This window comes from Tissierella sp. P1 (genome assembly GCF_002266425.1).
Lineage (GTDB): Bacteria > Bacillota > Clostridia > Tissierellales > Tissierellaceae > Tissierella > Tissierella carlieri.
In genome coordinates, this window is the sequence record NZ_NPMN01000035.1 from 14,819 (window position 1) to 36,071 (window position 21,253).

Here is a 21,253-nt window from a genome sequence, read left to right on the forward strand (position 1 = left end):
GAAGGTGTTAATATATGGAAGATACTAATGATAGAATAGTGGCTGGAAGTTTGAGAACTGAAGATTGGAAAGTGAATTAACATTAAGACCTAAATGGATTACTGAATATATAGGTCAGGATAAGGCTAAGGAAAAATTAAATATTTTTATTCAAGCAGCTAAGGGAAGGAATGAATCATTGGATCATGTCTTATTATATGGACCTCCCGGGCTAGGTAAAACAACTTTGGCAAATATTATTGCAAATGAAATGGGAGTTAATATTAGGGTAACATCAGGACCTGCCATTGAGAGGCCGGGAGACTTAGCAAGTATCTTAACTAATCTTTCAGAAGGTGATGTTTTATTTATTGATGAGATACATAGGATTAATAGAACTGTAGAAGAGATACTATATCCTGCAATGGAGGACTTTGCTTTAGATATAATAATAGGTAAAGGCCCCTCTGCTAGATCAGTAAGGCTTGATTTATCTAAATTTACACTTATTGGTGCAACTACTAGAGCTGGACTTTTAACATCTCCCTTAGGGATAGATTTGGTGTAATGCTGAATTTGGAATTATATGATGAGGAGAGTCTTAAACAGATTATAGTTAGGTCTGCTGATATATTGAATATAAGGATTGAAAATGAAGGAGCTCTGGAAATAGCTAGAAGATCTAGAGGAACTCCTAGAATTGCAAATAGATTATTAAAGAGAGTAAGAGATTATGCTCAAGTCGTAGAAAAAGGTGTAATTACCTGGGAAGTGGCAAAGAAGGGTTTAGAAATCCTTGAAATTGATGAGTTAGGGCTAGATAGTGTAGACAGAAGATTAATTCTCACTTTAATAGAAAATTTTAACGGTGGACCAGTTGGTGTAGATACATTATCTGCCGCAACAGGAGAGGAAAGAATTACAATAGAAGATGTATATGAGCCATATCTTTTGCAAATAGGATTTTTAAATAGAACTCCTAGAGGAAGAGTAGTTTCTAAAAAAGCATATGACCACTTTGGAATTCCCTATACTGAGGAACAATAAAAAATGACATAGGAAGGAGTAAGGCAATGAATAGGAAGATACCTAGAATTTTAATTTGTATACTGCTGTTAATTTTATTACCTGTTAAAATATCTTATGCCAATTCAATTAATACTCAATATATAGATATTAGACTGACAAAACCCATAGTACAGAATAATGTAATTAATCTTGGAAGTGATAGTGGTTTTTTACTATTTGATTTAAATAATAAAGATAATTCTATAGGGAGTATAAGTGAAACTAGTATTAAGGCTGTATTAGGAGAAGATGGTATCAATCTAGTTAATTCTCAAAACAATATTGTATTTACTTTACCTAAAGATGGAAGTGTTTTAATTTCTCAAAATACATTAGATAATCAATTAATAAAGGTTGAAAAAGATCGTTATAGAGATTATATTAGATTAGTCAGTAAAAATAATGAGATTTTTGTTATAAATCATGTAAATCTTGAGAATTATCTATATGGGGTAGTTCCAGCAGAAATGCCAGCAACTTTTCATATTGAAGCGCTAAAAGCACAGGCAGTAGCTTCTAGGAGCTTTGCTCTTTCAAATATAAAGAAACATTCAGCAGAAGGATTTAATTTATGTGATACGACTCATTGTCAAGTATATTCAGGCTTTGAGTATGAAAGACCTTCAACTAATCTAGCTGTAGATGAAACAAAGGATATATTTGCATATTACAATGGAAAAGTAATAGAGGCGATATTCCATTCAACTAGTAGTGGTTTTACAGAAGATAGTGTAAATGTATGGGGTGGAGATTTGCCATATCTAAAGTCTGTGGAAGATAGCTTTTCTAGTGAATCTCCTTATAGTATCTGGAATTTTAGTATTAATATTAATGAATTAAACAATAATTTAGTTTCATCTGGAATAAACATTGGAGATTTACAGGGAATTGAAGTTATTGATGCGACCTCTACTGGTAAGGTAAACAAAGTGAAAATAATTGGAACTAAAGGAGAAAAAACTATAGGTGGAACCGAATTTAGAAACTTAGTAGGTGCTACGAAATTTAAGAGTTCTTGGTTTAGCATAAAAGGTGGAAATGCTAATTCATCAAGTAGTCAAGTTTATGTTATAAGCGGAGATACACTCAAACCACAAACTATAGATACTAGTAAAGCCTATATAATAGATGGGAAAGAAAAAAAGACAGTAACAAGAAGTACGGTGAATAGGGCTATTGGAAAAGATAGAGTAGAATCCATAGGAGAATTTTATCCAGTATCGTCTTCCGAAATAGTGATAGAAGGAAAAGGCTTTGGTCATGGAGTAGGTATGAGCCAGTTTGGAGCTAAGAAAATGGCTGAATTAGGATATGATTTCGAGGAGATTCTTAAATATTATTATACTGGGATAGATGTCTTACCAAATAATTAATATGTAAATCGATAGATAGGCTAGAATATTAATGTGCCTGATAAAAAAGTGCTTAGTAATTAAATGTCTAAGATAATAGAATAAATTTATATGATTTATAAATTTAGATGAAAAAGTTGCTAAATAACTAATAGCTAAAAAATTATATTCACATTTTAAATATAATTGGATAAAAGAATTGTATTGTGGTCAATAATTATAATAAAGAAGGATGGTTTAATGAAACGAGAAGATTTTAATTATTTTTTGCCAGAAAATCTAATTGCTCAACACCCTTTAGAGAATAGAGAGGAATCTAGATTGTTGATATTGGATAAAAAAACCGGGGAAATAGAGCACAAAACGTTTAAACATATTATAGAATACTTGGACAAAGGAGATTGTTTAGTATTAAATGATACAAGAGTAATACCTGCTAGACTATTTGGTAATAGAATAGGTAAAGAAGAAAGCATAGAAATATTACTTCTTAAGAGAATAGAAAATAATGTATGGGAGTCTTTAGTGAAGCCTGGGAAAAAGGCTAGGCCTGGACATATAATAGAATTTGGTGGAGGAATTTTGAAGGGTGAAGTTTTATCAATAGAAGAAGATGGAACTAGAATTATAAGATTTGAATATAAAGGAATATTTGAAGAGATTTTAGATAAATTAGGTGAAATGCCTTTACCTCCATATATAACGGAGGTATTAGATGACAGGGAAAGGTATCAAACCGTTTATTCAAAGAATAAGGGCTCTGCCGCTGCTCCTACAGCAGGTCTTCATTTTACTAATAAATTATTAGATGAAATTAAAGATAAGGGGGTCAATATAGCATATATAACTTTGCATGTTGGACTTGGTACTTTTAGACCTGTTAAGGTGGATAATATTTTAGATCATCATATGCATTCAGAGTATTACAATATCTCAGAGGAAGCTGCTGCAATAATCAATAATTCTAAACATAATGGTGGAAAAGTAATATCTGTAGGCACTACTTCTACAAGGACTTTAGAAACTGTGGCTGATGAAAATGGAAAGATTATATCTAAATCAGGATGGACAGATATATTTATTTATCCAGGATATAGGTTTAAAATTATAGATAGATTAATTACAAATTTCCATTTGCCTGAATCAACTTTACTTATGCTAGTAAGTGCATTAGCTACTCAAGAAAATGTACTTAATGCATATAGAATAGCCGTAGAGAAAGAATATAGATTTTTTAGTTTTGGCGATGCCATGTTTATAAAATAGGGGATATCATAGGAGGAAGATTATGGCAATAAGATTTGAACTATTAAAAGAAGCAAAGGATTCTAAAGCAAGGCTTGGTAAATTATATACTCCCCACGGAGTAATAGAAACACCAATATTTATGCCTGTAGGTACTAGAGCTACTGTCAAAGCTATGACACCAGAGGAAGTGAAAGGTTTAGGAGCACAAATAATTTTAAGTAATACTTATCACTTATATTTAAGACCGGGTCATAAATTAATAGAGGAAGCAGGAGGATTACATAGATTTATGAATTGGGATGGCCCAATTTTAACCGATAGTGGAGGATTTCAGGTTTTTAGTTTAGGAGATTTGAGAAAAATAAAAGAAGAAGGTGTAGAATTTAGATCCCATATTGATGGTTCTAAACATTTTATAAGTCCTGAAAAGTCAATTGAAATTCAAAATTCACTAGGATCAGATATTATGATGTGTTTTGATGAATGTACTCCTTATCCTGCCACATATGAATATGCAAAGCATTCCATGGAAAGAACAACTAGATGGGCTAAAAGATGTAAAGATTATCATAAGAATTGGGATAAGCAAGGATTATTTGGAATAGTACAAGGTGGGATATATAAGGACTTAAGGGAACAAAGTGCAAAGGAATTAGTAGAGTTAGACTTTCCGGGATATGCAATAGGTGGTCTTAGTGTTGGTGAACCAAAGGAATTAATGTGTGAGATATTAGATTTTACTACACCTTTATTGCCTAAAGATAAACCTAGATACAATATGGGTGTTGGAACTCCTGATTATCTATTTGAATCTGTAATTAGAGGGATAGATATGGCAGATTGCGTGTTACCTACTAGAATTGCACGGAATGGGACAGTTCTTACATCTCAAGGAAAACTAGTTATAAGAAATGCAAAATATTCAAGAGATTTTACTAAGTTAGATCCAGAGTGTGATTGCTATGCTTGCACTAATTATTCAAGAGCTTATATCAGACATTTATTTAATGTGGATGAAATTCTAGGATCAAGACTTACTACAATTCATAATTTATACTTCTTGATAAAACTTATGGAAAACATAAGAAATGCCATAAAAGAAGATAGATTACTTGAATATAAAGAGGAATTTTATAAAAAATATGGTTATAATGATAAAAATTAGGTGAATTATTTAAAATATATTGTATAATAGATTATAGAAAAGGAGGGATTTGTACATGCCACAACAGCTTCAAGGATTAATAATACCAATTGGTTTTTTAGTCATATTTTATTTTATGGCAATTAGACCGCAAAAGAAAAAAGAACAACAAATAAAAGAAATGAGAAACAGCCTAAGAGTTGGAGATGAAGTAATTACCATAGGTGGAATTTATGGTAAAATTATCAAAGCTAAAGAAGATATAATAACTATAGAAGTAGGATCTTCTAAAACGAAGCTAGATATGACTAGATGGTCTGTTGGTTCAGTAGTTAGCAAAAATGAATCAAAAAATAACAAAACTGAAGAAATAAAAACTGAAGAAGATGATAAATAACAAAAAAAGCTTCCTAATTTAATAAGGAAGCTTTTTTATGTAATAAATATTGGTTTCCTTAAATAAATTAAGGATAAGGAGCCCTAAAGGACTACCAGATTATTTTCTATGAAGTAAATATAAGGAGGGATATAATGTGAAAGCCAAGAATTTGAACAAAAATATCTATTTATTAAAGGGGTTACTTCTGGCCTATATTATCACATGTATTTTAATACTAGTTTTTTCAATACTATTAACCTATTCAAGTCTTAGAGAAAATAAAATGCCTCTAGTGAATACAATAATCATGGTGATAAGTGTAACCTCAGGTAGTGTTTATGTAGCAAAAATGGTTAAAGAAAAAGGATGGATTAATGGAGGAATAATAGGTATGGCATATTATCTAATATTAATTATGCTTAACTTTATATTTCTAAAGCCTTTAGTATTAGATATATTTTCAATTTCAAAGTTAGTATTGGCATGTATTATAGGAATAATAGGAGGAATTATTGGGATAAACATATCATAAAAGAATAAAAAAAACTTTAAATAAAAAAACTAATATGGTATAATAAATAGCAGTAAATAGATGCTAAGGAGGGATTTAAGATGAAATACATAAAGACAATATCTGGTAGTAATCTAAAAGATACTATATCCAAGGGCGGATGTGGGGAATGTCAAACTTCCTGTCAATCAGCTTGTAAAACATCCTGTACTGTAGGAAATCAAAAATGCGAGAATAAATAAGAATATAAAGGGTGGTGGTTTATCCATTACTTTTTATGCCCATAGGAAAGTTCTTACTTATTTTAGATTTGTTAAAGAGAACTTTCCGTATATGGGTTTCATAAAAAGATACCTTATAATGCTTCGATGGAAGCTTTTTTTATTTGTATAAAATTGTCAATTAGGAGGAACTTTAATGAATAAGGCATCAAAGATGCATAAGTTTCATTTAAATAATAAATATATTATTTTAGATGTAAATACTGGTGCGGTACATGTAGTTGATAAAATTGTATATGAAATCATAGATTATTATGGTGAAAAAACTATAGATGAAATAAAGAATACATTTAAAAGTACCTATGGCGAAAAAGCTGTAGAGGATGTATATAATGAAATAGATCAATTGACTAAAGAAGGACTTTTATTCTCTGAAGATGTGAACATTTCTCACTTCAAATATAATGAAGAAAATATTGTTAAAGCGATGTGTTTGCATGTAGCTCATGATTGTAATTTAAAATGTAGTTATTGCTTTGCATCACAAGGTGATTTTAAAGGAGAAAGATCACTGATGTCTTTAGAGGTAGGGAAAAAGGCATTAGAATATCTAGTTAAGAATTCAGGGTCAAGAAGAAATTTAGAGGTGGATTTTTTTGGCGGAGAACCTTTGATGAATTTTAATTTAGTCAAGGATTTAATAAATTATGGAAGAGAGTTAGAAAAGAAATATAATAAAAACTTTAGATTTACTATTACTACAAATGGAATTTTACTTGATGATGAGAAGATTGATTATATCAATGAAAATATGTCAAATGTTGTTCTTAGTTTAGATGGCAGAAAAGAAGTCAATGATAATATGAGAAAGACAATTAGTGGAGAAGGTAGCTATGATATTATTTTACCTAAGTTTAAAAAGATGGTGGAAAAAAGGGGAGATAAGGATTACTACATTAGGGGGACCTTTACTAGTAATAATATTGATTTCTCTAAAGATGCATTAGATTTTTATAATAACGGATTTAAAAAGATTTCAATAGAGCCAGTAGTTACATCTGAGGAAATGGATTATGCTTTAAGAGAAGAACATTTACAATCTGTTCTAGACGAGTATGAGAAATTCTCTAAAGAGTATATAAATATAAAAAAGATGGACAAGGATTTTTATTTTTTCCACTTTATGATAGATTTGACTCAAGGTCCCTGTATTATAAAAAGATCTGTTGGATGTGGAGCAGGATCTGAATACATGGCCGTTACGCCAGAAGGTGATTTATATCCTTGTCATCAGTTTGTAGGGGAAGAGAAATTTAAGTTAGGAAATGTTATAGATGGAGTTCAACGAGGGGATATAAGAGAAAAATTTAAGAAGGCCAATGTATATAATAAAGAAGAATGTAGGGAATGTTGGGCAAGGTTTTATTGCAGCGGTGGTTGTCATGCAAATTCCTATCATGCGCACAATGATCTTAGTAAAGCATATAAGATCGGTTGTGAAATGGAAAAGAAAAGAATTGAATGTGCCATATCTATACTGGCAAATTTAGATGAGTAGGAGGAAGAATATGAAAGCCAAAAGTACTATAATTTTTATATTGATACTAACTATAGTAGGAGGTAGTACGTTTTTAGCATTAAATGGTGCCAAGATTGGGAAATATGAAATTATTAGAGCAAAAGATGCTATAGACTTAGGTCTAGATTTAGCAGGTGGTGTTTATGTAGTTCTAGAGGCTCAAACTGATGCTAAGGGTGCAGAACTTCAAAGAATTATGGAGCAGTCAAAGGCAATTATCAATGAGAGGGTAAATGGCCTTGGAGTGTCAGAACCTAATATATCAATTGAAGGTGGTAATAGAATAAGGGTTGAGCTAGCAGGTATAGATGATCCTCAAAAAGCAATTGAGTTAATAGGTAAGACTGCACAATTACAATTTGTAGATCCAGATAAAAATGTTGTATTGACAGGTAAAAATGTAATTGGTTCAGAGGTACAATATCATAATAATCAATTAGGTCAGCAAGAAATTCTAGTAAGCTTAGAACTAGACAAAGAGGGAACTAAAAAATTTGCTGAAGCTACAGGCCGACTTACTTTAGAACCAAATAGAGAGGACAGAATTATCTATATAATTTTAGATAATCAAATAATATCCTATCCTGCAGTGCAAAGTGCAGAAGAAGGGGGAACAGCTATTACAGACGGTAAGGCTGTTATAACAGGAAGTTTTTCACTAGAAGAAGCTAGTCAATTAGCTACATTGATTAGGGCAGGTGCTTTACCAGTTGAGATGAAGGAATTACAAACCTCCCTTATTGGACCTACATTAGGTTTGGAAGCATATGAAAGAAGTATTAAAGCGGGAGCAATTGCACTTCTTATAATTATGATATTTATGATAATAATATATAAAATTCCTGGTTTTATCGCTTCTATTGGTTTGATTATATATACATTGATAACAATATTTACGATGTCATCTTTAGGGGTTAAATTGACCCTTCCAGGAATAGCTGGTTTAATCTTATCTATAGGAATGGCTGTAGATGCAAATGTTATAATATTTGAAAGAATAAAAGAAGAAATAAAAGCTGGCAAAAGCATTAGAACTGCTGTAGATACAGGATTTAAGCGAGCTCTTACTTCAGTAATGGACTCAAATATAACTACATTTATAGCTGGAGTTGTATTATATTACTTTGGAATTGGTCCAATTAAAGGATTTGGAGTAACTTTAATTATTGGTATAGTGGCTTCTATGATAACAGCAGTTATTATATCTAAATATTTATTAAAGTTAATGGTATCAATTACAGGTAATAAAAATACTAAGCTTTATGGAGCTTAATAGAGAGGTGAAAATATGAATATTATAAAAAATAGGAAGATATTTGCAATATGTTCAATCGCTATAATAATAGCAGGAATCCTTATGTTTTTCATTAAAGGTTTAAACTATGGAATTGATTTTACTGGGGGTACTTTGATTCAGATAAATGCAGGAAAATTTATCCCTGTAGATGAAGTTAGAGAAATAACTGATGAATATGATAAAAATGTAAGTATTTTACACGGAGGAACTGAAAAAGATGAATTAATAATAAAAAGTACCTTAGATCTATCTAATGATGTGATAACAGATATAATAAATAAATTTATAGAAAAATACGATATAAACAAAAATAATTTTCAATCTGAAAAATTTGGTCCTTTTATGGGAGCAGAAATAAAAAATAAGGCTTTATTATCTACTTTAATAGCTACTGTACTTATGTTAGGTTATATTACTTGGAGATTTGAATTCAATTTTGGTGTAGCAGCTATTGTAGCATTAGCTCATGATATACTGATTATGTTAGCTGTTTATTCAATTCTTAGAATTCCAGTAAATAGTTCATTTATTGCTGCAATATTAACTATTCTAGGTTATTCTATAAATGATACAATAGTTATTTTTGATAGAATAAGAGAAAATACAAAGTTATATCCTAGAGAATCAGTTGAAAATATAATAAATAATAGTATTAAACAATCCTTAAAAAGAACAATATATACTACACTGACTACATTGATGGCTGTTACTGTATTATATATTTTAGGAGTTGAAGATGTTAAGGTGTTGACATTACCTCTTATTATAGGTATGATAGCTGGAGTTTATTCTTCATTATTTATCGCAGCTCCATTGTGGTATGAACTTAAGAATAGAAAAATAAAAGCTGCTAAATAAGCAGTTTTTATTTTCAATGATAAAAATTTTGTCAAAAAATGAAGAAATAGATAATAAGAACTAGAATTAAATGTGATTAAATGATAGAATTTAGATACTAATTAGTGTGTCTAAATTCTATTTCTATTGGAGTGAAGTAATTGGAAAAATGGTTTATAAAAAATAAAGTCGCTGATTATAAAAAAATAGCAAAGGATTTCAAAATATCTGAATTTTTATCTAAGTTACTAGTTAATAGAGATATTACTGATTATAACTTGATTGATAGTTTTATATCTTCTAGCTTAGATAGATTGCATGAACCTAGTCTTATGAAAGATTTGCTAAAGGGTGCAGATATTATTAGAGATAAGATAATAAATAAAAGAAAGATAAGAATAGTAGGAGATTATGATGTAGATGGAGTAATCTCAATTTATTTATTATATACAGGCATAAAAAAATGTGGTGGAAATGTAGACTATGTTATACCAAGTAGAATCAATGATGGATATGGTATAAATAATGAAATCGTTAGAGAAGCAGAAAAAGATGGGATAGATACTATAATAACTTGTGATAATGGTATTGCAGCGATAGAACAGATAAAGCTTGCAAAAGAACTTGGACTAACAGTAATAGTAACAGATCATCATGATTTACCTTTTGTAGTAGATGAAGCTGGCGAAAAAAAATATTTATCTACAGAGGCAGATGCTGTGATAAATCCAAAGCAAAAGGATTGTAATTATCCATTTAAAGGACTTTGTGGGGCTGCTGTAGTGTTTAAATTAATACAAGAACTATACCTCATATTTGAATTACCCTTAGAATCTACATATTGTTTGATGGAATATGCTGCTATTGCTACAATTTGCGATGTAGTTGATTTAATTGATGAAAATAGAATTATAGTGAAAAAGGGTCTAGAACTTTTAAATAATACAGAAAATATTGGTCTAAAAGCTTTGATAAAAGAAACAGGAATTGAAGATAAGGAGATAGGAGTTTATCACATAGGATTTATTATTGGGCCAAGCATCAACGCTTCCGGAAGATTAGATTCTGCTTTAAAAGCCTTAGAGTTACTTTTATCAAACGATTTAGATCATGCAAATCTTTTAGCGAAAGAGCTTCGTGAACTAAATGAAGAGAGAAAACAAATGACTATAGATGGAGTGGAGAAAATAATTAACATTATTGAGAATTCTGAGATAAAGAAAGATAAGATACTAGTTATATATGAGCCGGAAATACATGAAAGTATTGCAGGTATCATAGCAGGAAGAATTAAAGAAAAGTATAATAGACCTACAATAATATTAACTCAAGGAAAAGATGGAGTTAAAGGCTCTGGAAGATCTATTGAAGAATATAATATGTTTGAAGAGATATCAGAGTGTAAGGATCTATTATTAAAATTTGGCGGGCATCCTATGGCAGCTGGATTATCATTAGAAGAAACAAATATAAATCAATTCAGAAAAAAGTTAAATGAAAACACAAGTCTAACAGATGATGATTTAATATCTAGAATATATATTGACATGCAACTTCCGCTAGAATATATTAGTTTTAAGTTAATTGATGAATTAAAGCTTTTAGAACCCTTTGGAAAAGGCAATAATAAACCTATATTTGGTGAAAAGAATCTAAAGATTAATCGTGGTTTTGTATTAGGTGCCAATAAAAATGTTTTAAAATTAATATTAGAAAATGAGAATAGAAAAATAATAGAAGGAATATTTTTTGGAGATATTATGGCTTTTGAAAATAGAGTGAATGAAATATATGGGAATGGAGAACTGGATAAAATTTATAAAGGAATAGGGAATAATATAAAATTAGATATATTATTTTATCCTTCCGTTAATGAATATAATGGAAATACTAATTTGCAAGTTACAATTCAAAATTATAGAATTAATAAATAATTAAACTTTAGATTAATAAATATTTTTTTATATGGTATATTAACGTAATCGTTATAAATAGTGAATTATGGGTAATTATAAGTAATCAAACTACTTTATATATACATTCATTATAGGTGAAGAAGGTGAATTCAATGTTAGAAAACTTACTCTTGAAAATTGAACAATATAATCCACAAGCTGATTTAAGTCTTATAGTGAAAGCATATAATTTCGCACAGTCGGCTCATGCTGGGCAAGTAAGAAACTCAGGTGAAAACTTCTTTGTTCATCCATTTAATGTAGCTATGATATTGGCGGATTTAAATATGGACACTGCTACCATAGTAGCAGGACTGCTTCATGATGTAATAGAGGATACGGAAATAAGTCATGAAACTATTGCAGAAGAATTTGGTATTGAGATAGCTGATTTAGTAGAGGGTGTTACAAAGTTAAAGAAACTACAATATAAAACTAAGCAGGAAAACCAAGCTGAAAATTTGAGAAAAATGGTTTTAGCTATGGCAAATGATATAAGGGTTATTATAGTTAAGCTAGCAGATAGACTTCATAATATGAGAACATTAGAATATATGAGAGATGAAAAAAGAAAAGAAAAGGCTTTAGAAACTCTAGAAATATATGCTCCTTTAGCCCATAGACTAGGAATCTCTAAAATAAAATGGGAATTAGAAGATTTATCTTTAAGATATTTAGATCCCGTAAATTATTATGATTTAGTTGAGAGGGTTTCAAAAAGACGACAGGAAAGAGAAGCATATGTAAAAAACATAATAGAGACATTAAGCAATAAACTTGATGAAGTTAACATAAAATATGATATCAGTGGGAGACCAAAGAATTTTTACAGCATATATAAAAAGATGGTTCATCAAGGAAAAGCTTTTGAGCAAATATTTGATTTAACTGCTATAAGAGTCATAGTAGATAATATTAAAGACTGTTATGAAGTATTAGGTATCGTTCATAATCTATGGAAGCCTTTGCCGGGCAGATTTAAAGATTATATTGCTATGCCTAAACCTAATATGTATCAGTCTATTCATACTACTGTAATCGGTATGAAGGGAGAAATATTTGAGGTTCAAATACGCACATGGGAAATGCATAGAACAGCAGAATATGGTATAGCTGCTCACTGGAAATATAAAGAAGGAAGTAATAAATCTGATAATTTTGATGATAAACTTACATGGTTAAGACAACTATTAGAGTGGCAATCGGATTTAAATGACCCTAAGGATTTCATGGAAACATTAAAAATAGATTTCTTTACAGATGAAGTATTTGTTTTTACTCCAAAGGGAGATGTGATAAATCTTCCAGATGGTTCTACACCAATCGATTTTGCATATAGAGTACACACTGAGGTTGGGAATAAGTGTGTAGGAGCTAAAGTAGATGGAAGAATTGTACCTCTGAATTATAGATTGAAAAATGGAAATATTGTTGAAGTTATTACATCAGCTAATAGCAATGGACCTAGTAGAGATTGGATAAAGATAGTAAAAAGCACTCAAGCGAAAACTAAAATTAGACAATGGTTTAAAGCTAAGGAAAAAGATTTTAATATCATAAGAGGAAAAGAGTTATTAGAAAAAGAAGTTAAACGATTAGGTTATAAGTCCTCAGAAATTTTAAAGGATGAATGGATAAAAAATATAGCATCTAAAGTGAGTATAAATTCTATTGATGATTTATATGCAGCTATTGGATATGGTAGTATAACACTGAATCAAGTAATCTCAAAATTAAGAACCCAATATAATGAATATTATAAAATAACAGATGAGAAAGCCTTTGTGGAGAGTAAGATCCAACAGACTACACAAAATAAAATAAGTAAACCTACTCAAGGTATCAAAATAAAAGGAGTAGATAATATTAAAATTAGGTTTTCTAAATGCTGTAATCCTGTACCTGGTGATGAAGTAGTAGGATATATAACTAGAGGCAGAGGTGTTTCTGTTCATAGAACTGACTGTCCAAATATAACTATGTCAGATGATGCAGAGAGATTCATTGAAGTAGAATGGGATTTTCAAAAGAAAGCATCCTATCCTGCAGAAATTCAAATTAAGGCATCTGATAGATCGGGTCTTTTAGCAGAAATTACTCAAAAGATAACAGATTCTGACTTAGGAGTAATATCTTTAAATGCTAGAACATCTAAAGATAAAATAGTATTTATAAATGTAACCCTTGAAATTAAAGATATTGAAGAGTTAAGGGATCTAATGAGAAAAATAAAAAGAATAAGAAATGTAATGGATGTATATAGAGTTACAGCTTAGAGAGAGGGAGATATATGAGAGCAGTTGTGCAAAGAGTTACAGAAGCATCGGTCAAAGTAGATAATGAGATAGTTGGGAAAATTGGCACTGGATTATTAGTACTACTTGGAGTAGGTGAGGGAGATAGTTCTAAGGATTTGGATTATCTAGTAGATAAAGTATTAGGGCTTCGCATATTTCAAGATGAAAATGATAAAATGAATTTATCTTTGTTGGATATCAGTGGAGAATTATTAGTAATTTCTCAATTTACACTTTATGGTGATGTAAGGAAAGGTAAAAGACCTAGCTTTACAGATTCAGCACATCCTGATATTGCAGAGAAAATTTATTTGGAATTTATTGATAAATGTATAGGAAAAGGGATAAAAACAGAAAGAGGTATTTTTGGTGCAGATATGAAGGTAAACCTTATAAATGATGGACCTGTTACTATATTATTAGACAGTAAAAAAACATTTTAGGAGGTATAGAATTGAAGATAATAAGAATACCAGCAGGTATATATGCAGCTAATTGTTATGTTATATATTCAGAAGCCACTAGAGACGGAATAGTAATAGATCCAGGAGGAGACGTAGATGAGATACTCACATCAGTAAGAGAAAACCAACTTAAAATAAAATATATAGTATTAACTCATGGTCATGCAGATCATATAGGGGGAATAATTAATCTTAAGAAAGCATTGTCTGCTTCTGTAATGATACATGAAGAAGATAGAGAGATGCTAATTGATGGAAATAAGAACTTATCTACAATGATGGCTATGGGTACTATAGAAATAGAACCAGATTTGTTACTTAAGGATGGGGACATAATAGAGTTTGGCGATGAAAAGGCTGAGATTATTCATACTCCTGGTCATACCAAAGGAGGAATATGTATAAAAATTAGAGATAATATGATAACAGGAGACACTTTATTTGCAGGATCAATAGGTAGGACAGATTTACTAGGTGGAGATTATGAAACCATTATAAAATCAATAAAAGATAAACTATTGATTTATCCAGATGATGTTCAAATATTTCCAGGACATGGAGCTCCTTCTACCATAGGTAGAGAAAGGCTTTCAAATCCTTTTTTACGTTAATATTAAATAAGGTGATTATGTGATAAAATTATTGTTAATAGGTCATGAGATTAAATATGAATTAGTTGAATTAATCAGAGTCTTTTTCCCAGGGGAAGAGATTCTTTATATTAGTAGATTAGATGAATATACAGGTGAGGGCACTCTTATTATCAATTCTTTATATGAAGAAGATGGAAAGTTATATACTATAACAAAGATATATATAGATAATATTTTAATTAATCAAGCAACGGAAAATATTAGTACTCTAGAAGTATATGGTGATTCTATAGATAAATATATAAGAATCGGAATTAAAAAATCATTATATAATACATTAATTTCTCTAGGAGAGAGTAAAATTCCATGGGGAGTATTGACTGGCATAAGACCAGTCAAAATCGTTCATGATTTATTAGATAAAGATATAAATGAAAATGAGATAATCAGAGTATTAGCAGAAGAATATAAATTATCCTTTGATAAAGCTAAGTTGATATTGGATATTGGAAGAAGGCAAAGGGACTATATCTACCCTTTAAATAAGGATAGGTATAGTCTATATGTTAGTATACCTTTTTGCCCTACTAGATGCTTATATTGTTCCTTTCCAGCATTACCCATAGGCAGATATGAAAATCATATTAAAGAATATACTTTAAAGGTAATATATGAAATTGAGCAAATTAGTGAAATGATGAAAGGTAAAAAGATTAATACAGTATATATAGGGGGAGGTACCCCCACAGCAATTCCATTAATGGAACTGGAAAAGATAATTCAAGCTATTTATTATAGATTTGGAGAAAAAAATATAAAGGAATTTACTGTAGAAGCTGGTAGACCAGACACTATTACAAAAGAATATCTAACAATGTTATATAAAAACGAAGTTGGAAGAATAAGTATTAATCCACAAACTATGAATGATGACACCTTGAAACTAATTGGAAGACAACATAAATCTAAGGATATTATCGAGACTTTTAACTTAGCTAAAGAAATTGGTTTTGATATAATTAATATGGATTTGATTGTAGGACTTCCAGGAGAAGAGATTAAACATATAAAAAAAACTCTGGAAGAAATTCAGAAATTAGATCCAGAAAACCTAACGATACATACACTTTCGGTAAAAAGAGGATCTAAATTCAAAGCTACTATTGACCAATATTCATTACAAAGTCAGAATATTTTAAGTGCTATGTTAAATGAAACCAGAGAGTATACCAAAGATATGGGCTTAGAACCATATTATCTTTATAGACAAAAGCAAATATTAGGTAACTTTGAAAACATAGGCTATTGCAAGGCTAAAATGGAATGTATATATAATATAGCTATGATGGAAGAAAAAGAAACAATAATGGCGGCTGGAATGGGCTCTGTGTCTAAGATATTTTTCCCAGAAGAAAATAGAATAGAAAGAGTCCCAAATTTTAAAGATTTAAAAGAGTATCTGGAAAGAAGCAGTGAATTGATTGAAAGGAAGAAAAAGATACTAGGAAACAATTAATACAAAGGAGGATTTTAGGGCTATGCTATGGTGGACAGATGACCTTAAAACAGGTATAGATTCTATAGATAAACAGCATAAGAGTATATTTGATAAAGCTAGTGAGATTTTTAATTTAGAAACAAATTCTAGCACAAAAGAAATTGAAAGTATATTTGTGTTTTTAATGAGTTATGCAAATAATCATTTTTATGAAGAAGAAATTTTGATGATGGAAAATTCATATGAAAATTTTATTGAACACAGAAGACAACATAACTATTTTATTGAAGAAATCTATAATATATACCAGAATATTGTAAATGGACATGCATCTGAGGAAAACCTAAATAATCTAAAGGTATTAATAATTGACTGGCTCGCAAACCATATTAATGGAGATGATAAAAAATACATTGAAAGGATTAAAGAGAAATCAACAATCGTATATTAAGATTATATAAACAGAATATATACATTAGGAGATTAGATGATTTTACTCCTTGACATGATTTATTTTATAGTCTATAATTAATAAAAATAAATATAATACGATGAAAAGGAAGAGTAGTTGAATTCCTTAGTTATAGAGAGTCGGTGGAGGTGGAAATCCGATACTAATATTCGATGAAGACACTTTGGAGTAAATAATCTTTAATGATTGATTCGCAGAAATGCGTTAAGTTTTTGAGTGAGGAAATACCTAATTAGGGTGGTACCGCGAGATAACCTCTCGTCCCTGTATATCAGAGATGAGGGGTTTATATTTTTTTGAGGAGGTATGTATATGTCAGAAAAGATGGGTAACTTAAGAAGAACTATTATGTGTGGAGAATTGAGATCTGAGCATGATGGTCAAGAGGTAGTATTGATGGGATGGGTACAAAGAGAGAGAAATTTGGGATCAATCATATTTATTGATTTAAGAGATACTACTGGAATTTCTCAAATTGTATTTGATAATACAGTATCTAGCGAAATATTTGATAAGGCAGAGAAAATTAGATCAGAGTTTGTATTAGCAGTAAGAGGTAAAGTAAGAATTAGACAATCTATAAATAAAGAAATACCAACTGGAGAGGTAGAAGTCTTAGTAGAAGAGCTTAGAATATTAGATGAATCTGAGACTGCCGCCGATTTATATTAAAGATGATGATAATGTATCAGAAGGCATGAGATTAAAATATAGATATCTTGATTTAAGAAAACCATCTATGCAAGAAAAGTTGAAATTAAGAGCAAAAACTGCTAAAGTGGTCAGAGATTTCTTAGATGATAATGGGTTTATTGAGACAGAGACTCCTATGCTTACAAAACCAACGCCAGAAGGAGCTAGAGATTATTTAGTGCCAAGTAGAGTAAACCCTGGTGAATTCTATGCCCTCCCACAATCTCCACAGCTTATGAAGCAGCTTCTTATGGTTGCAGGAATGGATAGATATTATCAAATAGTTAAATGCTTTAGGGATGAAGATCTAAGAGCTAATAGACAGCCTGAATTCACTCAAATAGATGTTGAAATGTCATTTGTAGATGTTGAGGACATTATTTCAATTAATGAAAAATTATTATATAAATTATTTAAAGAAATTAAAGGAATAGAAATAAAACTACCAATAGACAGAATGACCTATAGTGAAGCTATGGAAAGATATGGGGTAGATAAACCAGATTTAAGGTTTGGATTTGAGTTGAAAAATATTTCTGATCTGGTTCAAAATTGTGGATTTAAAGTATTTAGCGGAGCTGTGGAAAGTCAAGGCTCTGTACGAGGTATAAATATTAAAGGATACGGAGATAGATTTACTAGAAAAGATATAACTGCTTTAGAGGATTATGCGAAGACTTATGGTGCAAAAGGTTTGGCTTGGATAAAGATTACACAAGAAGGTATCACCTCCCCTATTGCAAAGTTCTTTAGTGAAGAAGAATTTGCTAATATTTTGGAAAGAATGGAAGGAGAAAAAGGTGATTTAATTCTTTTCGTAGCTGATAAAAACTCAGTTGTATACGATAGTTTAGGTAATTTAAGAAATGAAGTAGCTAAAAGATTAAATATAATTGATCCTAATGATATGAAATTAGTTTGGATTACTGAATTCCCATTATTTGAATATGACGAGGAAGAAAATAGATATGTGGCAAAGCATCATCCTTTTACCCATCCAATGGATGAGGACATAGAGCTTTTGGCAGTCTCAGCCTGAAAAGGTAAGGGCTAAGGCTTATGATATAGTTATTAATGGAGATGAAATGGGTGGTGGAAGTATCAGAATCAATAATTCTGATTTACAAAAGAGAATGTTTAGCGCATTAGGATTTACAGAGGAAGAAGCTTGGGATAAGTTTGGATTTCTTTTAGAAGCTTTTAAGTATGGAACTCCTCCACATGGAGGTATTGCATATGGATTTGATAGACTTATTATGCTTTTATCAAATACATCAAATATTAGAGATATCATTGCTTTTCCTAAAACTCAATCTGCTACATGTTTGATGACAAGTGCACCTACTACTGTATCAGAAAAACAGTTAGAAGAAGTTCATGTGAAGCTTAATATTAAATAGTATATAGGCTAATATAGGAGTCATTTAAAATTATAAGTATTAGTAAGAACTGGATTGGATAACACTTTACTGATAGTTTATGATATAATAAATATAACTAACAGATTATATTACAAACTAGTAAAAAATAAATGACACTGTGCTTTAGGAGGTGTACCTATGGATCAAGTTGGATTTGTAAGAAAGGTATCCAATGGAAAGGTTGAAGTAGAAGTAAGGAGAATCTCAGCATGTGGAGATAACTGTAAAAGCTGTGGTGGGAGCTGTCATGCTCCAAATCATGTTGTTATCCTTCCAAATAATATAGATGCTAAAGTAGGAGATCTTGTTGAGATAAAAGGAGAAACTAAAAATATATTGAAATATACTATGGTTGTATATATGATTCCTTTTACTATGTTAATTTTAGGAATATTAATAGGTATGAAGACTTTCAAAAACCTAGAAATATCTAATTATGAGCCTTTGAGTTTCTTAATAGGTTTAATATTTATGGCTTTAGGATATTTTATAGTTAGAACTATCGATAAAAAGATTGGAAAGAAGGAAGAAGACATTATAAGAATGACAAGAATTATTTAGATGAAGGGGTGCGACTGTTGGGAGATAAAACTGCTGTTATCAAAAGGTTAAGAAGAGTTGAAGGACAAATAAAAGGTATACAAAAGATGGTTGACGAAGACAAGTTTTGCGGAGATATATTAATCCAAGTAGCTGCTGCAAGAGCAGCATTAAACAGTGTAGGTGGATTAATACTTGAAAATTACATGAAAAATTGTTTAAAACATTATTTAGAAGGTGAAACTGAAGAAGAGGCATTAGATAAATTGGTAGATATAATGATAAAATATACAAAGTAAATCTAGTCTTTTAGTTTAACTCTTCTTATTGACCTAGAGAAACCTGAAGAAATTATTATTCCTACAGCTATGGCAGCTGCTATAAAGAAAGTTTCTACACCTTTAGTTGCAGCCATAGTAAAATCATTTTCTATTATAGCAAGCATTGTGTAATACATGCCAGCACCAGGAACCAATGGAACTATTCCAGAGGTGATAAATATGGTTGCTGGCTTTTTGCGTAATCTTGCCAAAAATTCACCTAATAATCCTACAGTAACAGCACCAAAAAATGTACCTGTTATATTACTATGAAATACTTTTGTAGTTATATAGTATAAAGTCCAGCCTATAGAACCATTAAGACCAGCGTATCCTAAGGTTTCCTTTGGAGAACTAAATAATACAGAAAATCCAATTGTAGATAAAAATGATAATACTAATTGTTTGATTATATCCAAGTTAAAATACCCCCTTAGCATAAAAGTTGAGAATGATTCCAACACCAAGTGCTATTGCGATTGCAGAAAATACAGCTTCTGCACCTCTAGATAGTCCAGATACAAAATCGCCTGACATAGTATCTCTAATAGAGTTTGTAATTGCAACTCCAGGAACTAAACACATTATAGAACCTATTATTACCTTATCAATATTTTCACCTACTCCAATATGGACTAAAATATGGGAAAGTAAAGCTGCAAGAGCTGAACCAATTAAATTATCTATAAAGAAAGTAAGTTCAAGTTTTGATATTAGATTTACAATAGTCAAGGCAATAAAACTTACAATAGCAGATCCAATAAAGTCTAGAACTGAGCCGCCAAATAGAAACACAAAAAAATGCTGCAGCTAAAGACCCAAAGATAGTTTTAGTTAATTTTGTATATCTATTTACTTTATTTATTCTTTTTAATTCCTCAAGCCAAATATCCAGAGGTTGCTGAGAATTAACAAAGGCACGAGAAAATTCATTTACCATAGCAATTTTATTTAAATCTATAGAAATAGATTTAATTCTTTTAATGTAAGACATCAATTCGCCTTTATACTCCAAGGATATAAAGATTCCTGTTGGAACTATATAAGCATCAACATATTTAATTCCCTTTCTCGATTTGCAAATTCTAATTATAGTATCTTCAACTCGATAGATTTCAGCTCCACTTTTAAGCATTATACTGCCAGCCAAAGTTGCCAAAACTAATAATTTTTTGATTTCTTCTCTATTATAGATTTCAGAATTATCCATATTCTCACCTCTTTGATTAATATTCTTGTAAAAATAGTAAAAAATCTATATAATGTAAATGACTGGTTTTTTTACCTTTGAGATTGATTATATTATATTATAGCATAATATGCTTATAATTAATTACAAAAAATAAAAGATGAGGGGAGTATAAGAAGATGGATTTTACAAATTT

General features: G+C 30.3%; 20 protein-coding genes, 2 pseudogenes and 1 other annotated feature. Of the genes and pseudogenes, 19 read left to right on the forward strand and 3 right to left on the reverse strand.

The window, feature by feature from the left end; translation table 11 throughout:
* Positions 1–14: 14 nt before the first annotated feature.
* The 19 genes and pseudogenes from ruvB to CIW83_RS18900 all read left to right on the forward strand — a co-directional run bounded on the left by ruvB (position 15) and on the right by CIW83_RS18900 (position 19,847).
* Positions 15–1,026: pseudogene (gene ruvB / locus CIW83_RS18815) on the forward strand (Holliday junction branch migration DNA helicase RuvB).
* A 26-nt stretch (positions 1,027–1,052) separates the two neighbouring features.
* Positions 1,053–2,420, forward strand: a complete 1,368-nt coding sequence (locus CIW83_RS18820; RefSeq protein ID WP_094904010.1) for a SpoIID/LytB domain-containing protein — start codon at positions 1,053–1,055, stop codon at positions 2,418–2,420.
* A gap of 219 nt (positions 2,421–2,639) precedes the next feature.
* On the forward strand, positions 2,640–3,665 hold the full coding sequence (gene queA, locus CIW83_RS18825) for a tRNA preQ1(34) S-adenosylmethionine ribosyltransferase-isomerase QueA (RefSeq protein WP_094904011.1): 1,026 nt from the start codon (positions 2,640–2,642) through the stop codon (positions 3,663–3,665).
* Positions 3,666–3,687: 22 nt separating this feature from the next.
* Positions 3,688–4,812, forward strand: coding sequence for a tRNA guanosine(34) transglycosylase Tgt (tgt, locus tag CIW83_RS18830; RefSeq protein WP_094904012.1), 1,125 nt, complete (start codon positions 3,688–3,690; stop codon positions 4,810–4,812).
* 55 nt (positions 4,813–4,867) lie between these two features.
* The gene (gene yajC / locus CIW83_RS18835) at positions 4,868–5,188 is read left to right on the forward strand and encodes a preprotein translocase subunit YajC (RefSeq protein WP_094904013.1); all 321 of its coding nucleotides are present in this window, start codon (positions 4,868–4,870) and stop codon (positions 5,186–5,188) included.
* A 136-nt stretch (positions 5,189–5,324) separates the two neighbouring features.
* Positions 5,325–5,702, forward strand: coding sequence for a TIGR04086 family membrane protein (locus CIW83_RS18840; protein ID WP_094904014.1), 378 nt, complete (start codon positions 5,325–5,327; stop codon positions 5,700–5,702).
* Between the two features lie 80 nt (positions 5,703–5,782).
* Entirely contained in the window at positions 5,783–5,923 is a 141-nt protein-coding gene (gene scfA / locus CIW83_RS18845; protein WP_094904015.1) for a six-cysteine ranthipeptide SCIFF, read from the forward strand.
* Positions 5,924–6,098: 175 nt separating this feature from the next.
* Positions 6,099–7,460 (forward strand): thioether cross-link-forming SCIFF peptide maturase, encoded by a 1,362-nt coding sequence (gene scfB / locus CIW83_RS18850; protein ID WP_094904016.1) that lies wholly within the window; start codon positions 6,099–6,101, stop codon positions 7,458–7,460.
* 10 nt (positions 7,461–7,470) lie between these two features.
* The gene (gene secD / locus CIW83_RS23345; protein WP_235601410.1) at positions 7,471–8,754 is read left to right on the forward strand and encodes a protein translocase subunit SecD; all 1,284 of its coding nucleotides are present in this window, start codon (positions 7,471–7,473) and stop codon (positions 8,752–8,754) included.
* 15 nt (positions 8,755–8,769) lie between these two features.
* A complete protein-coding gene (gene secF / locus CIW83_RS23350) occupies positions 8,770–9,636 on the forward strand; it encodes a protein translocase subunit SecF (protein ID WP_201260039.1) in 867 nt (288 codons plus the stop codon).
* A gap of 140 nt (positions 9,637–9,776) precedes the next feature.
* On the forward strand, positions 9,777–11,549 hold the full coding sequence (recJ, locus tag CIW83_RS18860) for a single-stranded-DNA-specific exonuclease RecJ (protein WP_094904017.1): 1,773 nt from the start codon (positions 9,777–9,779) through the stop codon (positions 11,547–11,549).
* Between the two features lie 134 nt (positions 11,550–11,683).
* Positions 11,684–13,846, forward strand: a complete 2,163-nt coding sequence (locus CIW83_RS18865; RefSeq protein WP_094904018.1) for a bifunctional (p)ppGpp synthetase/guanosine-3',5'-bis(diphosphate) 3'-pyrophosphohydrolase — start codon at positions 11,684–11,686, stop codon at positions 13,844–13,846.
* 14 nt (positions 13,847–13,860) lie between these two features.
* The gene (gene dtd / locus CIW83_RS18870) at positions 13,861–14,310 is read left to right on the forward strand and encodes a D-aminoacyl-tRNA deacylase (protein WP_094904019.1); all 450 of its coding nucleotides are present in this window, start codon (positions 13,861–13,863) and stop codon (positions 14,308–14,310) included.
* Between the two features lie 11 nt (positions 14,311–14,321).
* Positions 14,322–14,942 carry an MBL fold metallo-hydrolase gene (locus CIW83_RS18875; protein ID WP_094904020.1) on the forward strand — a complete coding sequence of 207 codons (621 nt, stop codon included), beginning with the start codon at positions 14,322–14,324 and terminating at the stop codon, positions 14,940–14,942.
* A 19-nt stretch (positions 14,943–14,961) separates the two neighbouring features.
* A complete protein-coding gene (hemZ, locus tag CIW83_RS18880; RefSeq protein ID WP_094904021.1) occupies positions 14,962–16,440 on the forward strand; it encodes a coproporphyrinogen dehydrogenase HemZ in 1,479 nt (492 codons plus the stop codon).
* 22 nt (positions 16,441–16,462) lie between these two features.
* A complete protein-coding gene (locus tag CIW83_RS18885; RefSeq protein ID WP_094904022.1) occupies positions 16,463–16,873 on the forward strand; it encodes a bacteriohemerythrin in 411 nt (136 codons plus the stop codon).
* Positions 16,874–16,964: 91 nt separating this feature from the next.
* Positions 16,965–17,163 (forward strand) — a binding site (T-box leader).
* Positions 17,164–17,206: 43 nt separating this feature from the next.
* Positions 17,207–18,987, forward strand: a pseudogene (gene aspS / locus CIW83_RS18890) (aspartate--tRNA ligase).
* 159 nt (positions 18,988–19,146) lie between these two features.
* Positions 19,147–19,569: a SoxR reducing system RseC family protein gene (locus CIW83_RS18895; RefSeq protein WP_094904023.1), complete on the forward strand. Its 423-nt coding sequence runs from the start codon at positions 19,147–19,149 to the stop codon at positions 19,567–19,569.
* A 17-nt stretch (positions 19,570–19,586) separates the two neighbouring features.
* Entirely contained in the window at positions 19,587–19,847 is a 261-nt protein-coding gene (locus CIW83_RS18900; protein WP_235601411.1) for a metal-sensitive transcriptional regulator, read from the forward strand.
* Positions 19,848–19,849: 2 nt separating this feature from the next.
* Here the strand turns inward: CIW83_RS18900 and CIW83_RS18905 are convergent, their stop codons facing one another.
* From CIW83_RS18905 to CIW83_RS23360, 3 genes are read right to left on the reverse strand one after another with little or no spacing between them, the layout of a single operon-like run.
* The gene (locus tag CIW83_RS18905; RefSeq protein WP_094904025.1) at positions 19,850–20,287 is read right to left on the reverse strand and encodes a threonine/serine exporter family protein; all 438 of its coding nucleotides are present in this window, start codon (positions 20,285–20,287) and stop codon (positions 19,850–19,852) included.
* 1 nt (position 20,288) lies between these two features.
* Positions 20,289–20,600: a threonine/serine exporter family protein gene (locus CIW83_RS23355; protein WP_369819412.1), complete on the reverse strand. Its 312-nt coding sequence runs from the start codon at positions 20,598–20,600 to the stop codon at positions 20,289–20,291.
* The gene (locus tag CIW83_RS23360; RefSeq protein ID WP_201260041.1) at positions 20,569–21,078 is read right to left on the reverse strand and encodes a threonine/serine exporter ThrE family protein; all 510 of its coding nucleotides are present in this window, start codon (positions 21,076–21,078) and stop codon (positions 20,569–20,571) included. Before CIW83_RS23360 ends, CIW83_RS23355 begins: the two co-directional genes overlap by 32 nt.
* Positions 21,079–21,253 lie beyond the last annotated feature (175 nt).

What these genes read in the sequence shown, in the direction of transcription:
- CIW83_RS18820 (WP_094904010.1), top strand. Translation starts at nt 1,053, where the DNA reads ATGAATAGGAAGATACCTAGAATTTTAATTTGTATACTGCTGTTAATT.
- queA (WP_094904011.1), top strand. Translation starts at nt 2,640, where the DNA reads ATGAAACGAGAAGATTTTAATTATTTTTTGCCAGAAAATCTAATTGCT.
- tgt (WP_094904012.1), top strand. Translation starts at nt 3,688, where the DNA reads ATGGCAATAAGATTTGAACTATTAAAAGAAGCAAAGGATTCTAAAGCA.
- yajC (WP_094904013.1), top strand. Translation starts at nt 4,868, where the DNA reads ATGCCACAACAGCTTCAAGGATTAATAATACCAATTGGTTTTTTAGTC.
- scfA (WP_094904015.1), top strand. Translation starts at nt 5,783, where the DNA reads ATGAAATACATAAAGACAATATCTGGTAGTAATCTAAAAGATACTATA.
- scfB (WP_094904016.1), top strand. Translation starts at nt 6,099, where the DNA reads ATGAATAAGGCATCAAAGATGCATAAGTTTCATTTAAATAATAAATAT.
- secD (WP_235601410.1), top strand. Translation starts at nt 7,471, where the DNA reads ATGAAAGCCAAAAGTACTATAATTTTTATATTGATACTAACTATAGTA.
- secF (WP_201260039.1), top strand. Translation starts at nt 8,770, where the DNA reads ATGAATATTATAAAAAATAGGAAGATATTTGCAATATGTTCAATCGCT.
- CIW83_RS18865 (WP_094904018.1), top strand. Translation starts at nt 11,684, where the DNA reads ATGTTAGAAAACTTACTCTTGAAAATTGAACAATATAATCCACAAGCT.
- dtd (WP_094904019.1), top strand. Translation starts at nt 13,861, where the DNA reads ATGAGAGCAGTTGTGCAAAGAGTTACAGAAGCATCGGTCAAAGTAGAT.
- CIW83_RS18885 (WP_094904022.1), top strand. Translation starts at nt 16,463, where the DNA reads ATGCTATGGTGGACAGATGACCTTAAAACAGGTATAGATTCTATAGAT.
- CIW83_RS18895 (WP_094904023.1), top strand. Translation starts at nt 19,147, where the DNA reads ATGGATCAAGTTGGATTTGTAAGAAAGGTATCCAATGGAAAGGTTGAA.
- CIW83_RS23360 (WP_201260041.1), bottom strand. Translation starts at nt 21,078, where the DNA reads ATGGATAATTCTGAAATCTATAATAGAGAAGAAATCAAAAAATTATTA.